The organism is Polaribacter sp. HL-MS24, assembly GCF_032758595.1.
In the GTDB taxonomy this organism is placed as follows: domain Bacteria; phylum Bacteroidota; class Bacteroidia; order Flavobacteriales; family Flavobacteriaceae; genus Polaribacter.
In genome coordinates, this window is sequence record NZ_CP136415.1 from 1,101,952 (window position 1) to 1,120,497 (window position 18,546).

General features: G+C 32.6%; 20 protein-coding genes and 1 pseudogene. 7 read left to right on the plus strand and 14 right to left on the minus strand.

Annotated elements, in window-relative coordinates:
* Positions 1–15: 15 nt before the first annotated feature.
* From dinB to gdhA, 5 genes are all read right to left on the minus strand, one after another.
* Positions 16–1,098: a DNA polymerase IV gene (gene dinB / locus RRF69_RS05260; protein ID WP_316940968.1), complete on the minus strand. Its 1,083-nt coding sequence runs from the start codon at positions 1,096–1,098 to the stop codon at positions 16–18.
* Positions 1,099–1,100: 2 nt separating this feature from the next.
* The gene (locus RRF69_RS05265) at positions 1,101–1,469 is read right to left on the minus strand and encodes an ACT domain-containing protein (protein ID WP_316940969.1); all 369 of its coding nucleotides are present in this window, start codon (positions 1,467–1,469) and stop codon (positions 1,101–1,103) included.
* 77 nt (positions 1,470–1,546) lie between these two features.
* Positions 1,547–2,389, minus strand: coding sequence for an alpha/beta hydrolase (locus tag RRF69_RS05270; RefSeq protein ID WP_316940971.1), 843 nt, complete (start codon positions 2,387–2,389; stop codon positions 1,547–1,549).
* Between the two features lie 2 nt (positions 2,390–2,391).
* Positions 2,392–3,021: a glutamate dehydrogenase gene (locus tag RRF69_RS05275; protein ID WP_316940973.1), complete on the minus strand. Its 630-nt coding sequence runs from the start codon at positions 3,019–3,021 to the stop codon at positions 2,392–2,394.
* Positions 3,022–3,129: 108 nt separating this feature from the next.
* Positions 3,130–4,473, minus strand: coding sequence for an NADP-specific glutamate dehydrogenase (gene gdhA, locus RRF69_RS05280; protein WP_316940975.1), 1,344 nt, complete (start codon positions 4,471–4,473; stop codon positions 3,130–3,132).
* Positions 4,474–4,682: 209 nt separating this feature from the next.
* On the opposite strand from gdhA, the gene pheS reads away from it, so the two are divergent.
* The 3 genes from pheS to RRF69_RS05295 all read left to right on the plus strand — a co-directional run bounded on the left by pheS (position 4,683) and on the right by RRF69_RS05295 (position 6,901).
* Complete coding sequence (gene pheS / locus RRF69_RS05285) at positions 4,683–5,702, plus strand: phenylalanine--tRNA ligase subunit alpha (RefSeq protein WP_316940977.1); 1,020 nt, start codon at positions 4,683–4,685, stop codon at positions 5,700–5,702.
* Between the two features lie 62 nt (positions 5,703–5,764).
* Positions 5,765–6,160 (plus strand): hypothetical protein, encoded by a 396-nt coding sequence (locus RRF69_RS05290; RefSeq protein WP_316940979.1) that lies wholly within the window; start codon positions 5,765–5,767, stop codon positions 6,158–6,160.
* 93 nt (positions 6,161–6,253) lie between these two features.
* On the plus strand, positions 6,254–6,901 hold the full coding sequence (locus tag RRF69_RS05295) for a hypothetical protein (protein WP_316940981.1): 648 nt from the start codon (positions 6,254–6,256) through the stop codon (positions 6,899–6,901).
* Positions 6,902–6,925: 24 nt separating this feature from the next.
* Here RRF69_RS05295 and RRF69_RS05300 read toward each other — a convergent pair whose 3' ends face one another.
* The 3 genes from RRF69_RS05300 to RRF69_RS05310 form a co-directional block, all read right to left on the minus strand.
* Positions 6,926–8,191 (minus strand): MFS transporter, encoded by a 1,266-nt coding sequence (locus RRF69_RS05300; protein WP_316940983.1) that lies wholly within the window; start codon positions 8,189–8,191, stop codon positions 6,926–6,928.
* An 87-nt stretch (positions 8,192–8,278) separates the two neighbouring features.
* A complete protein-coding gene (locus tag RRF69_RS05305; RefSeq protein ID WP_316940985.1) occupies positions 8,279–8,866 on the minus strand; it encodes a hypothetical protein in 588 nt (195 codons plus the stop codon).
* A 42-nt stretch (positions 8,867–8,908) separates the two neighbouring features.
* The gene (locus RRF69_RS05310; RefSeq protein WP_316940986.1) at positions 8,909–9,904 is read right to left on the minus strand and encodes an NAD(P)H-dependent glycerol-3-phosphate dehydrogenase; all 996 of its coding nucleotides are present in this window, start codon (positions 9,902–9,904) and stop codon (positions 8,909–8,911) included.
* 99 nt (positions 9,905–10,003) lie between these two features.
* Here RRF69_RS05310 and dut point away from each other — a divergent pair, with 99 nt between their 5' ends.
* Positions 10,004–10,435 carry a dUTP diphosphatase gene (gene dut, locus RRF69_RS05315; protein WP_316940987.1) on the plus strand — a complete coding sequence of 144 codons (432 nt, stop codon included), beginning with the start codon at positions 10,004–10,006 and terminating at the stop codon, positions 10,433–10,435.
* Here the strand turns inward: dut and RRF69_RS05320 are convergent.
* On the minus strand, positions 10,432–10,971 hold the full coding sequence (locus RRF69_RS05320; protein WP_316940989.1) for a GNAT family N-acetyltransferase: 540 nt from the start codon (positions 10,969–10,971) through the stop codon (positions 10,432–10,434). The two genes, dut and RRF69_RS05320, sit on opposite strands and share 4 nt — an antisense overlap.
* A 77-nt stretch (positions 10,972–11,048) precedes the next feature.
* Positions 11,049–12,056 carry a recombinase RecA gene (recA, locus tag RRF69_RS05325; RefSeq protein WP_316940991.1) on the minus strand — a complete coding sequence of 336 codons (1,008 nt, stop codon included), beginning with the start codon at positions 12,054–12,056 and terminating at the stop codon, positions 11,049–11,051.
* A 231-nt stretch (positions 12,057–12,287) separates the two neighbouring features.
* Between recA and RRF69_RS05330 the strand changes: the two genes are divergently transcribed.
* Entirely contained in the window at positions 12,288–12,812 is a 525-nt protein-coding gene (locus RRF69_RS05330) for a pseudouridine synthase (protein ID WP_316941109.1), read from the plus strand.
* Here the strand turns inward: RRF69_RS05330 and RRF69_RS05335 are convergent.
* The 4 genes from RRF69_RS05335 to RRF69_RS05350 all read right to left on the minus strand — a co-directional run bounded on the left by RRF69_RS05335 (position 12,809) and on the right by RRF69_RS05350 (position 15,387).
* On the minus strand, positions 12,809–12,985 hold the full coding sequence (locus RRF69_RS05335) for a hypothetical protein (protein ID WP_316940992.1): 177 nt from the start codon (positions 12,983–12,985) through the stop codon (positions 12,809–12,811). The genes RRF69_RS05330 and RRF69_RS05335 overlap by 4 nt on opposite strands.
* Positions 12,986–12,987: 2 nt before the next feature.
* A complete protein-coding gene (locus RRF69_RS05340) occupies positions 12,988–13,434 on the minus strand; it encodes a GNAT family N-acetyltransferase (RefSeq protein WP_316940993.1) in 447 nt (148 codons plus the stop codon).
* A gap of 40 nt (positions 13,435–13,474) precedes the next feature.
* The gene (gene rpiB / locus RRF69_RS05345) at positions 13,475–13,912 is read right to left on the minus strand and encodes a ribose 5-phosphate isomerase B (RefSeq protein WP_316940994.1); all 438 of its coding nucleotides are present in this window, start codon (positions 13,910–13,912) and stop codon (positions 13,475–13,477) included.
* Between the two features lie 545 nt (positions 13,913–14,457).
* Positions 14,458–15,387, minus strand: coding sequence for a diacylglycerol kinase family lipid kinase (locus RRF69_RS05350; protein ID WP_316940996.1), 930 nt, complete (start codon positions 15,385–15,387; stop codon positions 14,458–14,460).
* Positions 15,388–15,503: 116 nt separating this feature from the next.
* Between RRF69_RS05350 and rnr the strand changes: the two are divergent.
* Positions 15,504–17,722: pseudogene (gene rnr / locus RRF69_RS05355) on the plus strand (ribonuclease R).
* Positions 17,723–17,801: 79 nt separating this feature from the next.
* On the plus strand, positions 17,802–18,494 hold the full coding sequence (locus RRF69_RS05360) for a head GIN domain-containing protein (protein WP_316940997.1): 693 nt from the start codon (positions 17,802–17,804) through the stop codon (positions 18,492–18,494).
* Positions 18,495–18,546: the final 52 nt, after the last annotated feature.

Sequence of the window (18,546 nt, forward strand, 5' to 3'; positions counted from 1 at the left end):
CAATCCTCAAAGTCCTTAAAATTCAAATTGCAATTGCACCCAAACTGGCTCCTTTTTTTCGGTATTTAAATTCCCAAAGGAAATTCCCAATAAACGGACAGAATTAATCAATGGATCTTGAAAAAATAATTCTTTAACTACAGGAAAAAACTCACTTTTCAACTGCATGAAATTTGCTTTGGTCTTACTTCTTGTTTGTTGTGTAAAGTCGGAGTATTTAATTTTTAAAGTAATTGTTTTTCCTTTGGTTTGGTTCTTTAGCATCCTTCTTTCTAGTTCTTCTGCAATTTTTTCCAGCCGTTCTAACATGAAATTTTCCGAAGAAATATTTTCTTCAAAAGTTCTTTCAGCACCAACAGATTTTCGAATTCGATCGGGTTTAACTGGACTGTTGTGAATACCTCGTACAATATTATAATAATGTGCTCCTGATTTTCCAAAAAGAGCAACTAATTCTTCTTTGGTTTTTTTCTTTAAATCATTCCCTATAAAAATTCCTAAATTGTACATTTTAGCAGCTGTAACTTTACCAACACCATAAAATTTTTGAACAGGTAATTCTTCTAAAAAAGATAAAACTTCTTCTGGATGGACTGTTTTTTGTCCATTCGGTTTGTTAATGTCAGAAGCAACTTTTGCAATAAATTTATTGATCGATATTCCCGCAGAAGCTCGCAAACCTGTTTCATCATAAATTTTTTGACGAATTTCCCTAGCAATGCTATTTGCAGAAGGGTTTCCTTTCTTATTTTCAGTGACGTCTAAATAGGCTTCATCCAAAGAAAGAGGCTCTACCAAATCGGTGTATTCATAAAAAATTTCTCGAATCTTAGCCGACAACTCCTTGTATCGAGGAAAATCAGATTTTACAAAAATAATATGAGGGCATTTTTGTTTTGCCAAAAAACCACTCATTGCAGATCTTACTCCAAATTTCCTTGCCTCGTAACTTGCAGCAGAAACAACTCCCCGTACTTCGTTGCCCCCAACGGCAATTGCTTTCCCCCTCAATTCAGGATGATCCAATTCGGCTACAGAAGCATAAAAAGCATCCATATCTACATGAATTATTTTTCTGAAGGGAGGTTGTAGTTCCACGGTTAAAATTTAGACAAGTTTCTTAAGACTTCCAGAGCTTTTTCAGTATGTTTTTTCGCCACAAAAAGATGGTCGTGATAGTAGCCAGCAACCACATTACAACTGATTTTACTCTCCGCCAGAGCAGTAGAAAATGCTGCTGTCAAACCAACCGATTCTAACGAAGAATGGACCTCTAAACAAATCCAAGAACAAACAAATTCATAGGGTAACTGTAGAGCATCTGCCTTATTTTTTTCTAAAATTAGAGTAATCCCTTCTTCCTCTTGAAACTCAAACAAAGTGTCTCTTCTAAGTATAGAATCAAAATTGGGGACAGATACATACACATACTCTCCTGAATTTAAAATCGGTTTTAACTGCTTAAGCATCTTCTTTAAGTCTGTTTCTCCAAGGCATGCGGTCTTATTTTTGGGATTCCATAAAAATACAAAAAAAAAGAACTGCTTTATTCCTTTAGAAAATCGACACAGTCGTTTACGGTTTGTGCAAGCTCAGGAGAAAGGTGCTTTGCAATCCAAGGATGTGAAACATTGAAAACATGATCTGCATTTGGGATAATTTTAAAAATACTTTTTGGATTCCAAGAATGGATTTTTTCACCTTGCGCAATAGGAATCGAAGAATCCAACGCACCATGAAGAATCAAATGAGGGATGTGAATGTTTTTTGCTGCCCGCTCAATATTTAATCGGTTTTTGTTTCTTATAAAATCTTCGTAAAACTGATAAAAATGAGGCATGTGTTGTTTGGTTCTCCCGTTTACAACATACTTTACTCCCGTTTTTTTCCAAGTTTCTAATTCGCCGACGGTTGCTGTTCTGGTAGAAAAATTACAAACTCCAGCTAGACTAACAACTTTTTGTATACGAATATCTTCGGCAGCCTTAATGGTTACAATTCCGCCACCTCTACTATGACCAATAATCGAAATATGGTTTGACGCTGCCTCTTGATGAAACTGGGAGGCATTCGAAATCCAATCAATTACAGACGCTAGATCATCTAATTCTTTGCTATAATTATTATTTCCAAAAGCTTCTAGGTCTGGAAAATCAATAGGCTGTTCTGGTGTTCCTCCATTGTGAGAAAAATTGAATTTTATAAAGAAAAATCCTGCATTCGCAAAAGCTTCTGCCACGAGATTCCAAGCGCCCCAATCTTTGAATCCTTTATAGCCATGACAAAAAATAAGGATCTTTTTTGGTTGTTGGGTTTCTTTAAAAAAAACATCGGTTACAATGGGTTTTTTGTGAACGCCTTCAATACAAAAATTTCTTACAACTTTCATTGCTATAGATATTTATACCCTTGTTTTATAATAGAAATTACTGCAACAAGTGCAATTAAAATACTTAAAAATAGATTGATGTCTTTGGTGATTTTTCCTGTTTTTCGTTGAATACCTTGTGCATATTTTACATACAAAAACAAGATTCCATAGGTTCCAATACCCGAACCAAAACAAAAAAGAAGGACCGGAAAAAAGTCAAATGAAAACAAATGAATGAACTCTAAAAAAGCAACAACTCCACAAAAAAAAGGAATGCCAAACATATTTAACGCAGAAAGTGTCATTCCAAAAAGGATCTTATTAGTTTGTTTGGTCTTTGGTACCTGAATGGTTAATTTCTCTTTATTAGATTCTTTGTAAAAATAAAAAGAAAGCAACAAAAATATTCCGATTCCAAATTGTTCTATCAACTCTAAAATGGAAGGATTTTCAATGACATATTTTGATAAAAAAACAGCAATATAGGTTTGTAACACCACCACAATTGAAACTCCAAAAATGTATTGCTTAGCAGCTTTTACATCGTGTTGAATACTTGTTTTCAAGGCAGCCATATTGAGCATGCTAGGGGGGATGGAACCGATAAAAGCAACAAGAAACCCAAACAAAAAAGGAGTGATCAAACTCATAAAATGATGACTGATTTGTTTGGTAAAGAAACCTTTTTTAAAACTGTTGTACAAAAAAACGCACTAAAAAAATTTAATGCGTCTTGATTTTATAAGTCCGAAGATGGATTATACGACTCCTTGTGCCAACATTGCATCGGCAACTTTCACAAAACCAGCAATATTTGCTCCTTTGATATAGTCTATAGAACCCTCTTCATTTTTTCCATATTGTACACAAGAATTGTGAATGTCCTCCATAATAACTTTTAGCTTTGCATCTACCTCTTCACGTGTCCAACTCAAACGAAGTGAATTTTGACTCATTTCCAATCCTGAAGTTGCAACTCCTCCAGCATTACTTGCTTTTCCAGGGGCAAAAAGAATTTTTGCCTTTTGAAATTCATGAATTGCTTCTGGCATAGAAGGCATGTTTGCTCCTTCAGAGACACATATACATCCATTGGCAACCAATTCTTTTGCTTCATCTCCATTTAACTCATTTTGAGTTGCACAAGGCAAAGCAATATCACATTGAATAGACCAAGGTCTTTTTCCTTCAACATAAGTTGCTGTGGGATATTTTTCTAAATATTCACTTATTCTTCCTCTTTTGGTATTTTTAATGAACATCACGTGTTTCAACTTTTCAGTAGTAATTCCATCTGCATCATAAATGTATCCCCCTGAGTCGGATAAAGTCAAGACAGTTGCTCCCAATTCTATGGCTTTTTCTGCAGCATATTGAGCAACATTTCCCGAACCAGAAATCACTACTTTTTTTCCTTGAAAAGAATCCCCTTTGCGCTGTAACATGTTTTGTGCAAAATATACTGTTCCATATCCGGTAGCTTCAGGTCTTATTAAAGATCCTCCCCAAGAAGCACCTTTTCCTGTTAAGACCCCTGTAAACTCGTTGTTTAATTTTTTATACATTCCAAACATATATCCAATTTCACGGCCACCTACACCAATATCTCCAGCAGGCACGTCTGTGTTGGGACCAATATGTCTAAACAATTCACTCATAAAGGCATGACAAAAACGCATAATCTCATTGTCTGATTTTCCTTTAGGATCAAAATCAGAACCACCTTTTCCACCTCCCATTGGAAGAGTGGTTAGCGAATTTTTAAAGACCTGTTCAAAAGCCAAAAACTTTAAAATACTTGCATTTACTGACGGATGAAAACGCAGCCCTCCTTTGTAGGGTCCAATTGCAGAATTCATCTGAATTCGGTATCCTCTGTTTACTTGTATCTCTCCTTGATCATCTACCCAAGAAACTCTAAAAGAAATTAATCTTTCAGGTTCTACCATTCTTAATAAGATATTTTTACCGTGATAAATATCGTGTTGAACAATATAAGGAATTACAGTTTCTGCAACTTCTTGAACAGCTTGTAAAAATTCTGGCTCATGGTTATTTCTCTTGATAACCAAATCCATAAACTCTTTAATTTTTAACTCCATAATTTTTGATCTCCTTTTTTATGAATTTTATAAAATATTACTCAAGCAAAGATAGTTAATTTCCGAATTCGCAAATAAAAATTTATTTAAATTATATTCCAAAATCTTCCTTATTTCAATCGATTTCGAACCCTCATTTTCTTTTGTCTGAAAAAGCATTCTAAAACTCTATAAAAAACACTAAATTTGTCCTCTAATTTTACCCGAAAATGTTAGATAAAGTAAAAGAACTGATTGGTGATGTAAAGGCATTTAAAGCAACTTCTAAGGAAGAACTTGAATCTTTTAGAATTCAATATCTAGGAAGCAAAGGTGTACTAAAAGATTTATTTGCTGAATTTAAAAACGTGGATGCCCATTTGCGAAAAGATTTTGGACAAGCATTGAATAGCCTAAAAAATGCTGCTGAGGGTAAAGTTACTGAATTGCAAGAGCTTTTAGAAAATTCAACAGAACAAAAGCGTTTTTTTGGAGATCTAACCCGTCCCTCAGAACCAATTGAGTTAGGATCTCGTCATCCAATTTCATTGGTAAAAAATCAAATTATTGATGTTTTTAATCGAATTGGTTTTACGGTTTCTGAAGGCCCAGAAATTGAAGACGATTGGCATAATTTTACTGCCTTAAATTTACCTGAATATCATCCTGCTCGAGACATGCAAGACACGTTTTTTATAGAGCAAAATCCAGATATTTTATTAAGAACACATACTTCCTCTGTACAAGTACGATATATGGAAGAAAATCAACCCCCTATTCGAACCATTTCTCCAGGAAGGGTCTTTAGAAATGAAGATATTTCTGCACGAGCACATTGTATTTTTCATCAGGTGGAAGGTTTGTATATTGATACCGACGTTTCTTTTGCTGATTTAAAGCAAACGCTATTGTATTTTACAAAAGAGATGTTTGGAAAATCTAAAATTCGTTTACGTCCTTCCTATTTCCCTTTTACAGAGCCTAGTGCGGAAGTAGATATTTATTGGGGACTGGAAACCGAAACCGATTATAGAATAACTAAGGGAACAGGATGGTTAGAAATCATGGGCTGTGGAATGGTGGATCCAAATGTGCTAAAAAACGCAAATATTGACCCTACTAAATACTCTGGCTATGCCTTTGGTATGGGAATTGAACGAATTGCCATGCTGCTGTATCAAATTCCAGATATTAGAATGTTTTATGAAAATGACAAGCGTTTCTTAGAGCAATTTAAATCTGTCATTTAAATAGAATGTTAAAACCTTAGAAAGTATTGTCGCTTTCTACTTTAAAAATAGCATAAACTAATTTGAAGAAAGACCTCCAAATCCCTGATGTAAAGGGTGTAGAAATTGCTGCTGTATTCGAATACAACGAATTGTATAAAACCGATGATTGGAACATCTATATCATTAATAATAATTCTGTTGAATTGGAAATGATTGTGGTTGTATCTCAAGGTTTTTCCGAAACCAAAACAACTTCTTTACTTCGAAAAAAATTGGAAACCCTACCCGCAAACTCTTTTGCAAAAGTAGAGTTCATTCAGCCCGAATTGTTTGCTCTAAACAATCGCTTTCAAGTTTCTTTCTTTGAAAACAATCAATTGAAAGACAAAACGTTTCTCTTCAAAAAAGACAGCATCAAAGAAGCTTCGCTGCGAATGATTCCTGAAATCAAAAAAAGAGGGATTTTTGCTTCTTAAAAATCACCGCTCTCCTAAAAGTACTTTATCAAGAAAATAATAAAAAAACACTATTTTTTCTGTTAATTGCGAAATATTTTATAAATTTATGTTGTGAAACATAAATTTATTCTTTTTACAGCCTGTTTACTCGTGTTAGCCTCATGTGTGGTAAAAGCACTACATCCTTTTTATATAAAAGAGAGCATCTCTTTTGATGGTCGTATTCTTGGATATTGGAATGATGATGATAATGGAAAATGGGACATTAGCTCTTTTGTTAATGGTGTTACAAAAAAGAGCCTTGATAAAATGAAAAAAGAAGACTTGAAATTATATACAAACTACATTCACAGCTATTACATTAAAAGAACTCATAATGATACAGAAACTCTTTTTTTAGCAACACCCTTCGTTGTTAATAATCAAACCTTTTTAGACTTCTTCCCTTTAGAGCATAAAAATGATCTTGACAATTTATTGGAAAGTCATATTGTATATGCACATAGTTTAGTGAAATATGATGTTCAAAAAAACGGAAATATAAAAATTCGTTGGCTGGATGAAGATAAGATTAAATCTTTACTTAAAGAAAATACGCTAAAGCTTCAACACGAAAAAATTGGCGTTTTAAATGAAAAATATTTATTAACCGCAAAGTCAGAAGAGTTATATCAATTTATTGAAACTTATATGAATTCAAATGAGCCGAATAAATGGGAAACTTCTACAAAATTTACGTTGAGTAAATCCGTTCCTTAAATTTCTTTGTTTGCTCTTGAAAGATTAATCCTCTTCATGTGCTTCTAGGTCTTTGGTGAGGTCTAGCTTTCTCAAGGTTGGATTTACAATTCCAGTAGTAAGTACAGTTATTAAGGTCATGGTGCCCCCGAAAACAACAGCTGTTGCAGTTCCCATAAGTTTGGCGGTAAGACCGCTTTCAAAAGCTCCTAATTCATTAGAAGAGCCGACAAACATTGAATTTACAGAAGACACTCTGCCACGCATATGATCGGGTGTTTTTAATTGTAGGATGGTTTGCCTAATCACCATAGAAACACCGTCTGTAACCCCACTAAAAAATAATGCTATAACAGATACCCAAAAAATTGATGACAATCCGAAAACTATAATACAAATCCCAAAACCAAAAATAGCTGCCAGCAACTTCATTCCTGCGTTTTTACTAATAGGAATATAGGCTGTAACCAACATTGTTAAAAAAGCACCAACAGAAGGTGCAGCAACCAAAATACCAAATCCTTGTGGTCCTACTTTTAAAATATCTTCAGCAAAAACAGCGAGAAGGGCAATAGCACCGCCAAATAAAACAGAAAACATATCTAAAGTTAAAGCTCCTAAAATCGCTTTTGTTTTGAAGACAAAATGAACGCCTTCTTTTAAGCTTTGAACAATAGGCTCTCCAATTTTAGGATTCAAAACGGGTTTCCTTTTAATTTTGAATAAAATAAAAAACGAAAAAGAGACCAAACCAAAAATAATACATAGCGACCAATGTACACCAATCCAATTGATAGAAAAACCAGCAAAGGCAACTCCCAAAACGCGTGCCATTTGCCACAAAGAACTATTCCAAGTTGCGGCATTTGGATATACTTTCTTGGGAACAATCAAGGCAACCAAAGAAAAAATAATCGGCCCAAAAAAAGATCGTAAAAATCCCCCGAAAAAAACCAAGGCATAAATTAAATACAAAATAGTCTGAGTAGACAATGCTTGACTTACCTTTTCTGAAGTAAGCCAAAAAAGACCAAAGCTAATCAAAGAAAATAAAGCAATACAGAGTGCTAATAGGTCTCTTTTTTCTTTTTGATCTACAATATGACCTGCAAAAAGCGCCATTGATAAAGCGGGAATAATTTCCATCAAACCAATCAAACCAAGGTAAAGGGGATCTCTGGTAAGTTCATAAACCTTCCATTCAATTACAATAAATTGCATTGACCAACCAAAGATGAGTGCAAAACGGACTAATAAAAAAATATTAAATTCTCGAAACCTTAAGGCTGCATAGGGGTCTTTTTTGTTCATTTTGAAATGGGTGCTTACACCATTTTTATATTCATTAAAATCCCAAAGGTTTCATTGATGTCTTTTTCTTTTACCACAATTGTCATTTCATTTGTTGTAGAAATAACTTCTTGTAAAGAAATATCTGCCTAAGGCAAGTTGCTTTAAAATAAAATAATAAATCCCTGATTGCTCTAAATTATTTTGTGGAAGTTTAATGGTGATGGAAGCTAAATCCAACACGCTATTGATACAAGTTTCATTTTCAAAAATACGCTCAATAAAAGCTTGCAAACTTTTACTTGCGACAATATTCGTTTCAAAAATCCCTTGAGAAATGGTCAAAAAAGCGTCATTTTGATCTGCTGTTTTGGTTAAAATCTTTGCAATTTCTTTTAATAAGGTAGGCGTGTTTTTAAATGTAAAGTCACATAAATCTGAACGAACTATAAAGTCCCCCAAATTCGCAGCAATTTTTTTAATATTCTTTCGAATTCGCAACTCACTCGCTGGAGATAAGCGGTTAATTGCCATCATTACCGCACCCACTTTTATGTCTTTTTTTAAGGTTCTGGATACTTCAGGTAAAATTACTCGTGCCAAAGAAGACACGTTGATTAACTTTTCATGCAAAGCCTCCTCAATAAAAGGGGTTTTACGAACTGTGCTTTCTACAACTTCTTGTATAGTTTTCATTTTAAAGTTTAATAAATAATATAATTGTTCAAAATTAAACAATTAATCTAATTTATTTGTCAACTTTTCAAATTCTTTTTTAGGATCTTTATTTGCATACAAAACATTATAAACGGCATCGATAATAGGGGTGCAGGTCCCTTTTTCTTCCTTTATTTTGTATGCACTTTTAGTTGCATAATAGCCTTCAGCAATCATGCTCATCTCCATTTGAGCTGATTTCACCGTATATCCTTTACCAATCATGTTCCCAAACATTCGATTTCTACTAAAGGTGGAGTATCCAGTTACCAACAAATCCCCTAAATACGCAGAGTTGTTGATATTCCGTTTCATTTTGTGAACCTTTTTAATATAGCGCTTCATCTCGCGAATTGCGTTGCTCATCAAAACCGATTGAAAATTATCTCCATATCCTAAACCATGAGCAATTCCTGCAGCTACTGCATAAATATTTTTTAACATGGCGGCATATTCTGTTCCAATGATATCATCAGAAATTTTTGTTTTGATGTACCTACTTCTAATACAATTACTTAGCATTTCTGCCTTCTCTTCATCATTACATGCAATGGTTAAATAAGACAAACGCTCCATTGCAACCTCTTCTGCATGGCAAGGTCCTGTAATTACACCAATATCATGATAAGGAATCTGATAGGTTTCAAAAAAATGTTCTCCAACAATTAAACCTGTTTCTGGAACAATCCCTTTGATGGCTGAAAAAATAATTTTTCCTTTAAAAGACGTGGACAGTTTCTCTAATTCTGTCGTTAAAAATGCAGACGGGATTGCAAAAATCAACACATCATATTGTTTGATGGTTGTATTGATATCATTCGAAAAATCCAATTGCTCAGGATGTAACTCAGCAGAACTTAAATAGTTTGGATTGTGTTTGTTTGCAATAATGTGTTCTATTGTACTAGCACTTCTCATGTACCAACCCACAGTTTCTAAATTTTCGCACAACATTTTTACAATGGCTGTTGCCCAACTACCGCCACCAAAAACAGCTACCTTAGGATGTGAATTCATGAATTGTTTGATTTATGATTTCAAAAATAAGAAAAGTATTAAGTTTTATAAGATAGTTCCTTGTTTTATTATATTTGTAGGAGAACTTAACTCTCAAAAATGAACGTACAAATCATCAATAAATCGAAACATGCGACTCCTAATTATGAAACAGAAGGTGCTGCAGGTATGGATTTGCGGGCCAATATTGAAGATCCAATAACCTTAAAGCCTTTAGAAAGAGCGATCGTAAAAACAGGTTTGTTTATTGCCCTGCCTATTGGGTTTGAAGCACAGGTTCGCCCTAGAAGTGGTCTTGCTGCTAAAAAGGGAATCAGTGTTCTCAATTCTCCAGGGACTGTAGATGCTGATTATCGGGGTGAAATTGGAGTGATTTTAGTGAATCTATCTCCTGATGATTTTACAATTAACGACGGAGAACGGATTGCACAATTAATTATTGCAAAACACGAAAGAATCGATTGGAAAGAAGTGACTGTTTTAAGCGAAACCGAACGAGGTAATGGTGGTTTTGGCAGTACTGGAGTTTAGTACAATAGCTTATAAATTTGGCTCATTTTCCGAAAGGAGGCATGCATCAATTCGAAGTCTAAAACCTTGTGCCCATAATAGTTGTACCCTCTTTTTCTATAAAATTCAAAAGCTTGTTTCTGAGAATCCATTGCGTCTAACCAAATAACTGTAACGTTCTTTTTTATAGCTAGCCCTTCCAACCATGTTAACAAATGCTTTCCTAAACCTTTGTTTTGGTCTTTTGGGTGAAGATAGATTCGATGCAATTTTACTTGTTTTTCTTCAGAAAGGCCTAGTAAGTTTTCATCCCAAACAAAACGAAAGTTTCCAATAATTTCTCCTTTATAGACAATAAAATAATAGGGTGAATTTTCTTGAGAAAGCTCTTTTAAAATATTCTCTTCAGAATATTGTTTGTCAACATAAAAATCCCCGCCATCTTTCCAAAAATGCTGATATGCTGCTGGATAAATATTTTGCATCAACGTTTGAAGTAGAGTTACGTCGTTTACTGTGATGGACTGTAAACTAAGGTCTTGTGTGATAGAGATCATGGAAAAAAAATAAAACTCTCAAAAAAATGATTGTGGTTTTTTGAGAGTTTCCTTGATAAATAGTTAGAACTTAAAACTTATTCTTGATTTTCAATAGCTTCTTTTATTTTACCTTCAAGTTCTTCTGCTAGTTCAATATTGTCCTTAATTAGTCCTTTTACTGCATCTCTACCTTGTCCTAATTTTGTGTCACCGTAACTAAACCAAGAGCCGCTTTTCTTAACAATTCCTAATTCAACTCCAATATCTAAAATTTCACCAACTTTAGAAATTCCTTCTCCATACATAATATCAAATTCTGCAACTTGAAAAGGAGGTGCTACTTTATTTTTGACAACTTTTACTTTTGTACTATTACCAATAACACGATCTCCATCTTTTATTTGTGTTCTTCTTCTGATATCTAAACGTACAGAAGCATAGAATTTTAAAGCATTTCCACCAGTAGTAGTCTCTGGATTTCCAAACATCACACCAATTTTTTCTCGCAATTGGTTGATAAAAATAACAGTACAATTGGTTTTAGAAATCGTTCCAGTCAGTTTACGCAATGCTTGAGACATTAAGCGTGCATGAAGACCCATTTTTGAATCTCCCATTTCTCCTTCAATCTCTGCTTTTGGTGTTAATGCTGCAACAGAATCTATTACAACGATATCAATTGCACCAGAACGGATTAAATTTTCAGCAATTTCTAAAGCTTGCTCACCGTGATCAGGTTGAGATATAATTAAATTATCGATGTCGACTCCTAAATTTTGTGCGTAAAATTTATCAAATGCATGTTCAGCATCAATAAAGGCAGCAATACCTCCAGCTTTTTGAGCTTCTGCAATTGCGTGTAACGTTAATGTTGTTTTTCCTGAAGATTCGGGTCCGTAGATTTCAATTACTCTTCCTCTTGGGTATCCACCAACACCTAAGGCTAAATCTAATCCTAAAGAGCCTGATGAAATTGCATCTATTTCTTCGGTAACCACATCCCCTAGTTTCATGACTGAACCTTTTCCGTAGGTCTTGTCTAATTTATCTAAGGTGAGCTGTAATGCTTTTAATTTTGCTGTTTTTTCTTTATCTTCTGCCATAAATCGTGCTAAAATGTTGTTTTTAAAAAGTGAGACAAGTTACAAAAACAACTTTAAATTTCGCAAGATTTAACCTTCATTTTTGTACTATTGTTTGTTTAAAAATAAAAGATGCCCGATTTTATTGAATTCACTACCAAAAACCCAGATAAAACTCTTCATAAAATAGAATCTTCTTCTTTAACTAAAGAGCCAGTTCACCAACATTTTATTATTCATAAGCCTTGGGGAATGATTTCTCAATTTGTAAATCCTGCTAAAAGAAAGAAAAGACTATTAGGTGAGTTGCATGATTTTCCTTCTGGCACCATGGCTATTGGCCGTTTGGATGTCCCTTCTGAAGGCCTATTACTTCTTACTACGGATGGAAAAATATCAGAGAAAATTAGAAGTTCTCAATTTGAAAAAGAATACTATGTACAAGTAGATGGAAATATAGATGATGAAGCTGTAGAAAAACTAAAAAAAGGAGTAGAAATCGGCTTTAATGGAAAAAAATACATTACAAAACTAGGAAAAGCTTTTTTAATTGAAGACCCTAAATTTCCACTTCGAAGTCAGAAAATTAGAGACGAACGTCACGGACCTACAAGTTGGGTGGCTATCATTATACGAGAGGGAAAATTTAGACAAGTTCGAAAAATGACTGCTGCGGTTGGCTTTCCAACACTCCGTTTAATTCGAATTCGCATAGGAACTATAAAATTAAACAACTTAAAAGTAGCTGAAGTTATTAAAGTTGATACTTTACTCTAATTATTTGTTTTCCTTTTTTTACCATCAAAATAAATCGCAGCAAGCAAACAAAAACCGATTAAAATTCCGCCTAAAGAATCAAATAATTTTTGACCACTGTTTATCACATAAACTGAAAATAGAACAGAAGCAATACTGATTGCTATGATAAAAAATTTTAGTAGTTTACTCATACTTATTTATTTGTTTTATCCATTCGAATATGAGGGATTCCATCTTCTAAATATGATTCTCCAATTTTGAAAAAACCATGAGACTCATAAAATTTTTGTAGATATACTTGAGCAGAAATTGTAATATCAATTACTTGATACTGATCTTCAATCGCTTTTATAGAAGCTTTCATTAAATCGTGTCCAAAACCAAATTTTCTTTCTGAAATACTAACTACAACTCTTCCAATACTCGCGTTTTGAAAATAGTCTCCCGGTTTAAAAATTCTTGAATATGCTACAATTTTGTCTTCTTTAAAACCAATAACATGTAATGACTTCTGATCTTTCCCGTCTAAATCTTGATAAACACAGTCTTGCTCTACAACAAAAACTTTAGATCGTATTTGAAGTATTTCATACAATTCTGTAGTAGTTAATTCTGTAAATTTTTTAGTGATAAAATGCATACTTTCAAAAGTAGAATACTATTTAAAATAAAATTAAAAACTAACCCGCACAAGAAATTTTCTGCACCCGTTGTCCATGTCGCCCACCTTCAAAGTCAGTATTTAAAAAAATATCTACAAAACCTAATGCTTGTTGTAAAGAAACAAAACGAGCAGGAATCGTTAGAATATTTGAATCATTGTGTTGTCTTGTTAAAGCAACTAATTCATTATTCCAACATAAAGCAGCTCGTATTCCTTGATGTTTATTAGCTGTCATCTGTGCTCCATTTCCACTTCCACAAAGAATGATACCAAAATTTGCTTTCCCGGACTCTACAGCATCTGCAGTAGGATGAATAGCATCTGGATAATCCATAGAATCATTGGTGTCAGTTCCAAAATTAAGAACTTGGTATCCTTTTTCTTCTAAATAATTAATAATCTCGAACTTATACTCTGTTCCAGCATGATCATTACCAATTGCGATTGTCTTCATAAAAATGTTTTCTAAGGTTAAGTACAACAAAAATACAGAAACGGATGGTTTTCTAAGGTTATGAACAGTCTATTTTTTACTATATTTAGTAACAGTTTCTTTTTTAGAGTTTTATCCTTTTTTTGTAAATGTTAAGAAGTATCAGTAATTTCTTAAAACTTTTTTTGTGAGATTTAAAAAATATTTCAATACAAGACCACTAAGCACATACACAAGTATTATTATTAGATTTTGATAAAAGTTTATCAACATAAATAAGAAGATTTATTTACATTGTTTTCATTTTAAAATATTAATAATTTGTAGTGAATTACAATTATTACGTTTTGTTAACAAGTCAATTTTGAGTTTGATTCAGAGGTTCTTATAAATAAATTAAATGTGAATACTTTTTAATAACTGATATAAAAAAATAAATTATCAATTTTTTATTGTTACTATTCACAGACTATTATAAACAACATGTTTTTTTAAAAATTTATAAAAGAAAAATGAATATACTATAGAATGTTGATAAGTCTAAAATAATAAATTGATTCAAAATTTTAAATTATGACAAAGTGAATGGCTTTTTCAATAATTGAAACAGATATTGTTCCTTTTCCTATCAATTCTCCATCAGCTTGAATAATGGTCTTTGGATTTTGAGGAACAACAGTTATTTTTTTTGAACGATAAGTTTCAATTTTTGGATGATGCACAATTTTTCCATTATACAATTTTTGAATATTGAACAACAGATCAAATAAAGTCAGATTTTTAGCAATAGTAATATCTAAAAAACCATCACTACTATCCACTTCTTTAGTAAACTGCATACCACCTCCAGAGAACCTACAAATACCAAAAATTGTCATTAAGCTTCTCGTTTTAATTTTTTTATGATCGAATTCAATTTTGAAATTTCCTTTCTTATAAAACAATAATCCATACAATCCAGCAAGTAAATATGCGATGGATCCAAATTTTTTTAAAGAATTGAGTTTTTGGACAATATATCCATCGTACCCTAAACCCGCTACATTGTTAAAATATGAAATTATTGAGTTTTTCTGCATTAAAACACCGATATCTTGTAAAATTGTATTTTTTTGAGTGATGATATCTATAGATTTTTTAATATCTTCAGGAATATTATAGGTTTTAATCCAATCATTACCAGTTCCTAATGGAATCACTCCAATAGTTATATCGGAAGTTTTTACATATCTTTGCAACATTATTCCGTTAACTACTTGATGTAGTGTTCCATCTCCACCTACGGATATAAAATTTCTAAAACCTTGCTGAATTGCTTTTTGCACCAATTCTATTTCGTGTTTAGAAAATTGTGTAAAAGCGAAAGAATATGCTAATTTATTTTCGTTTAGTATTTGCTGAATTTCTTTCCAAAGAACAGAAAATTTCCGATTTCCAGAGGTAGGGTTTGCAATTATAAACCATGAGTTAGCATCAATTAAATCAATAGGAGACATAGTAAAATATGAATTAATAGTTTAGCAAAATACAATATTGATTCATAACAATTTATAAATATAATACAAATGAATAAGTTGTATTTTTGAAACATATAAAAAAGAAGTAAGAATAGATGACGAAAAAGAAACACAAAATATATAAGAAGAAAGGGAATGTTGTAAAAGACCTCACTAAAAATATATTTAAGATATTAAATGAAGATTCCAGTAAAACATATAATTACAAACAAATTTCTAACAAATTAAATATTTCCGATACAGATGGAAAAACTCAAATTTTAAAAAAATTAGCAGAATTAACAGGAGAAAAAAAATAAAAGAAGTAGATCGTGGTAAGTTTCAAATTAATATTGATAGAAAGTACTCAATAGGGACTTTGGATATTACAGCAAACGGAAATGGTTATTTTATTACAGATGACTACGATGACGATATCTTTATACCCAACATCAATCTTGGAAAAGGCTTGCACAATGATACTGTAAAAGCTTTTGTTTATAAGAAGAGGAGCGGGAAAAAATATGAAGCGGATGTTGTTGAAATCTTAGAGCGCTCTAAAACAGAATTTGTGGGTGTGCTACAAAAGAATAAAAATTTTGGTTTTGTTGTTCCAGATAATAATAAAATGTACGCTGATATCTTTATATCAGAAAGTAATATAAATGGTGCTCAAGATGGAGATAAAGTACAAGCTTCCATTACAGATTGGCCAGCAAAGTCTAAAAACCCTTTTGGAAAAATTATAAATGTTTTAGGAAAACCAGGAGAACATAATACAGAAATGCACTCTATTTTATTAGAGTATGATTTACCCTATGAATTTCCAACTGAAGTAACGGAGGAAGCTAAAAATTTACCTATAGAAATTACCAAACAAGAAATAGGAAAGCGTAGAGATATGCGTAAAGATTTAACTTTCACCATAGATCCAAAAGATGCAAAAGATTTTGATGATGCTTTGTCATTTACAAAATTAGAAAATGAAAATTTCGAAATTGGAATTCATATTGCAGATGTATCACATTATTTAGAACCAAAAACAGTACTTGACGATGAAGCTTATGAAAGAGCTACTTCTGTGTATTTAGTAGATCGTGTGGTTCCAATGCTACCAGAAATGTTAAGTAATGGAGTGTGTTCTTTAAGACCAAACGAAGAAAAGTTAACTTTCTCAGCAGTTTTTGAGATCAATTCCAAAGCACAAATTGTAAATGAATGGTTCGGAAGAACAGTCACTTATTCAGACCAACGTTTTGCCTACGAAGAAGCTCAATCAATTATTGAAAACTGTACATTATCAGATCAGGGAACAGTTTATACAATGCCTGAGGAAATTTCAATTACAAATAAAGCATATCCAGTAACCCCAGAAATTGTTGAAGCAACGCTTAAATTAGATGAATTAGCTAAAATACTCCGTAAAAAAAGAATGCAACAAGGGGCAATTTCTTTTGATAGAGTAGAGGTAAAATTTGATCTGGATGAAGAAGCAAATCCGGTTGGGGTGTTCTTTAAAACATCTAAAGATGCAAATAAATTAATTGAGGAATTTATGTTACTTGCCAATAGAAAAGTTGCTGAGTTTATCGGTTTTTCAAAAGGAAAAGCAACCAATAAAACTTTTATTTATAGAGTTCATGACGAGCCAGATATTGAAAAATTAGCGGCCCTACAAAATATCATCAGTAAATTTGGCTATAAAATAAATACCGAGTCAAAAGAGACAATTTCTGAATCTTTGAATCAATTATTAAGCGATGTAAATGGAAAGGCGGAATCAAATATGATTGAAACCTTAACAATTCGCACGATGAGTAAAGCAGTCTATACTACTCAAAACATAGGGCACTATGGGTTGGCTTTTAACTACTACAGCCACTTTACATCCCCTATTAGGCGATATCCTGATGTAATGACACATCGATTACTTCAACACTATTTAGATGGTGGAGACTCTCCGAAAGCTCTTTCCTACGAAGAAAAATGTAAACACTCTTCAAAAAGGGAGGAACTCGCTTCAAAAGCGGAAAGATCTTCTATCAAATATATGCAGATTAAATACATGCAAGATCGTCAAGAAGAAGTTTTTGATGGGGTAATTACGGGAGTTACAGAATGGGGAATTTATGTAGAAATTTCTGCAAACAAATGTGAAGGGATGGTTCGTATTCGAGATATTAAAAGTGATTTTTATATTTTTGATGAAAAACAATTTGCTATTGTTGGGCAATCAACAAAACACATTTATCAACTAGGTGATGATGTAAGAGTTCAAGTTAAAAAAACCGATTTAGAACGCAAACATTTAGATTTTAATTTAATAGAAGAGTAATTTATTTAACATAGATGATACAATAAAAAGGTAAAAAACCATTTATATTCGTATAAAATTTGAAATAGAAAAATCAATTATGAAAAAAACAATTTGTATGGGAGTGTTCTTGTTATTGGTGTTTTCAATTCAAGGACAGTCAACTGTTACAAAAAATTTAGGAGACTATTCCGTTCTAAAAATCTATAATGGGATCGATGTAGAGTTAATAAAATCTAATGAACATCGATTGGAGATTACAGGAGAAAAGTCTGAAATGGTAAAAATTAAAAACGTAAATAACACTCTAAAATTATCCTTACCTTTTTCATTAAAGCCAGCGAATAATTATGCAGAAGGGGAGGTTTTAATCAAAATTTATTACAAAAATAATATTGATGTTATTGACGCAAATGAAGGAGCTACCATAACAGGAAAAGATTTTAAACAAGAAAAGGTTGAAATAAAAGCACAAGAGCGGGCTTTTATCAATTTAGTTATTGATTCCAAAAACATTATAGTGAGTGCTGTTTCTGGTGGAATTGTTAAACTTTCTGGCACAGCAAGCAATCAAGATGTGAGGGTCGATTTGTATGGCATTTATCATGGTTTTGGATTAAAGGTTGAAAACAGCTCGATGGTGAAAGCTGGAACTGGTGCAAAGGCCGAAATTTTAGCAGGAAAGACCTTAAATGCAACGGTTAGTTTTGGAGGTTCTATCTTTTATAAAGGAAATCCAGAGTTGATTCGAGACAAAAAAGTAATCGGGGGTATTATTCAAAAAAAGGATTAATAATTTCTTTCTAGTACTATAAAATCGTTTTTGTATATTTGTCCTATAAAAC

Coding starts and splice junctions, on each gene's coding strand:
- RRF69_RS05265 (WP_316940969.1), bottom strand. CDS start 1,469: ATGCTTAAGCAGTTAAAACCGATTTTAAATTCAGGAGAGTATGTGTAT.
- RRF69_RS05270 (WP_316940971.1), bottom strand. CDS start 2,389: ATGAAAGTTGTAAGAAATTTTTGTATTGAAGGCGTTCACAAAAAACCC.
- RRF69_RS05275 (WP_316940973.1), bottom strand. CDS start 3,021: ATGAGTTTGATCACTCCTTTTTTGTTTGGGTTTCTTGTTGCTTTTATC.
- gdhA (WP_316940975.1), bottom strand. CDS start 4,473: ATGGAGTTAAAAATTAAAGAGTTTATGGATTTGGTTATCAAGAGAAAT.
- pheS (WP_316940977.1), top strand. CDS start 4,683: ATGTTAGATAAAGTAAAAGAACTGATTGGTGATGTAAAGGCATTTAAA.
- RRF69_RS05300 (WP_316940983.1), bottom strand. CDS start 8,191: ATGAACAAAAAAGACCCCTATGCAGCCTTAAGGTTTCGAGAATTTAAT.
- RRF69_RS05305 (WP_316940985.1), bottom strand. CDS start 8,866: ATGAAAACTATACAAGAAGTTGTAGAAAGCACAGTTCGTAAAACCCCT.
- RRF69_RS05310 (WP_316940986.1), bottom strand. CDS start 9,904: ATGAATTCACATCCTAAGGTAGCTGTTTTTGGTGGCGGTAGTTGGGCA.
- dut (WP_316940987.1), top strand. CDS start 10,004: ATGAACGTACAAATCATCAATAAATCGAAACATGCGACTCCTAATTAT.
- RRF69_RS05320 (WP_316940989.1), bottom strand. CDS start 10,971: ATGATCTCTATCACACAAGACCTTAGTTTACAGTCCATCACAGTAAAC.
- recA (WP_316940991.1), bottom strand. CDS start 12,056: ATGGCAGAAGATAAAGAAAAAACAGCAAAATTAAAAGCATTACAGCTC.
- RRF69_RS05330 (WP_316941109.1), top strand. CDS start 12,288: ATGATTTCTCAATTTGTAAATCCTGCTAAAAGAAAGAAAAGACTATTA.
- RRF69_RS05335 (WP_316940992.1), bottom strand. CDS start 12,985: ATGAGTAAACTACTAAAATTTTTTATCATAGCAATCAGTATTGCTTCT.
- RRF69_RS05340 (WP_316940993.1), bottom strand. CDS start 13,434: ATGCATTTTATCACTAAAAAATTTACAGAATTAACTACTACAGAATTG.
- rpiB (WP_316940994.1), bottom strand. CDS start 13,912: ATGAAGACAATCGCAATTGGTAATGATCATGCTGGAACAGAGTATAAG.
- RRF69_RS05350 (WP_316940996.1), bottom strand. CDS start 15,387: ATGTCTCCTATTGATTTAATTGATGCTAACTCATGGTTTATAATTGCA.
- RRF69_RS05360 (WP_316940997.1), top strand. CDS start 17,802: ATGAAAAAAACAATTTGTATGGGAGTGTTCTTGTTATTGGTGTTTTCA.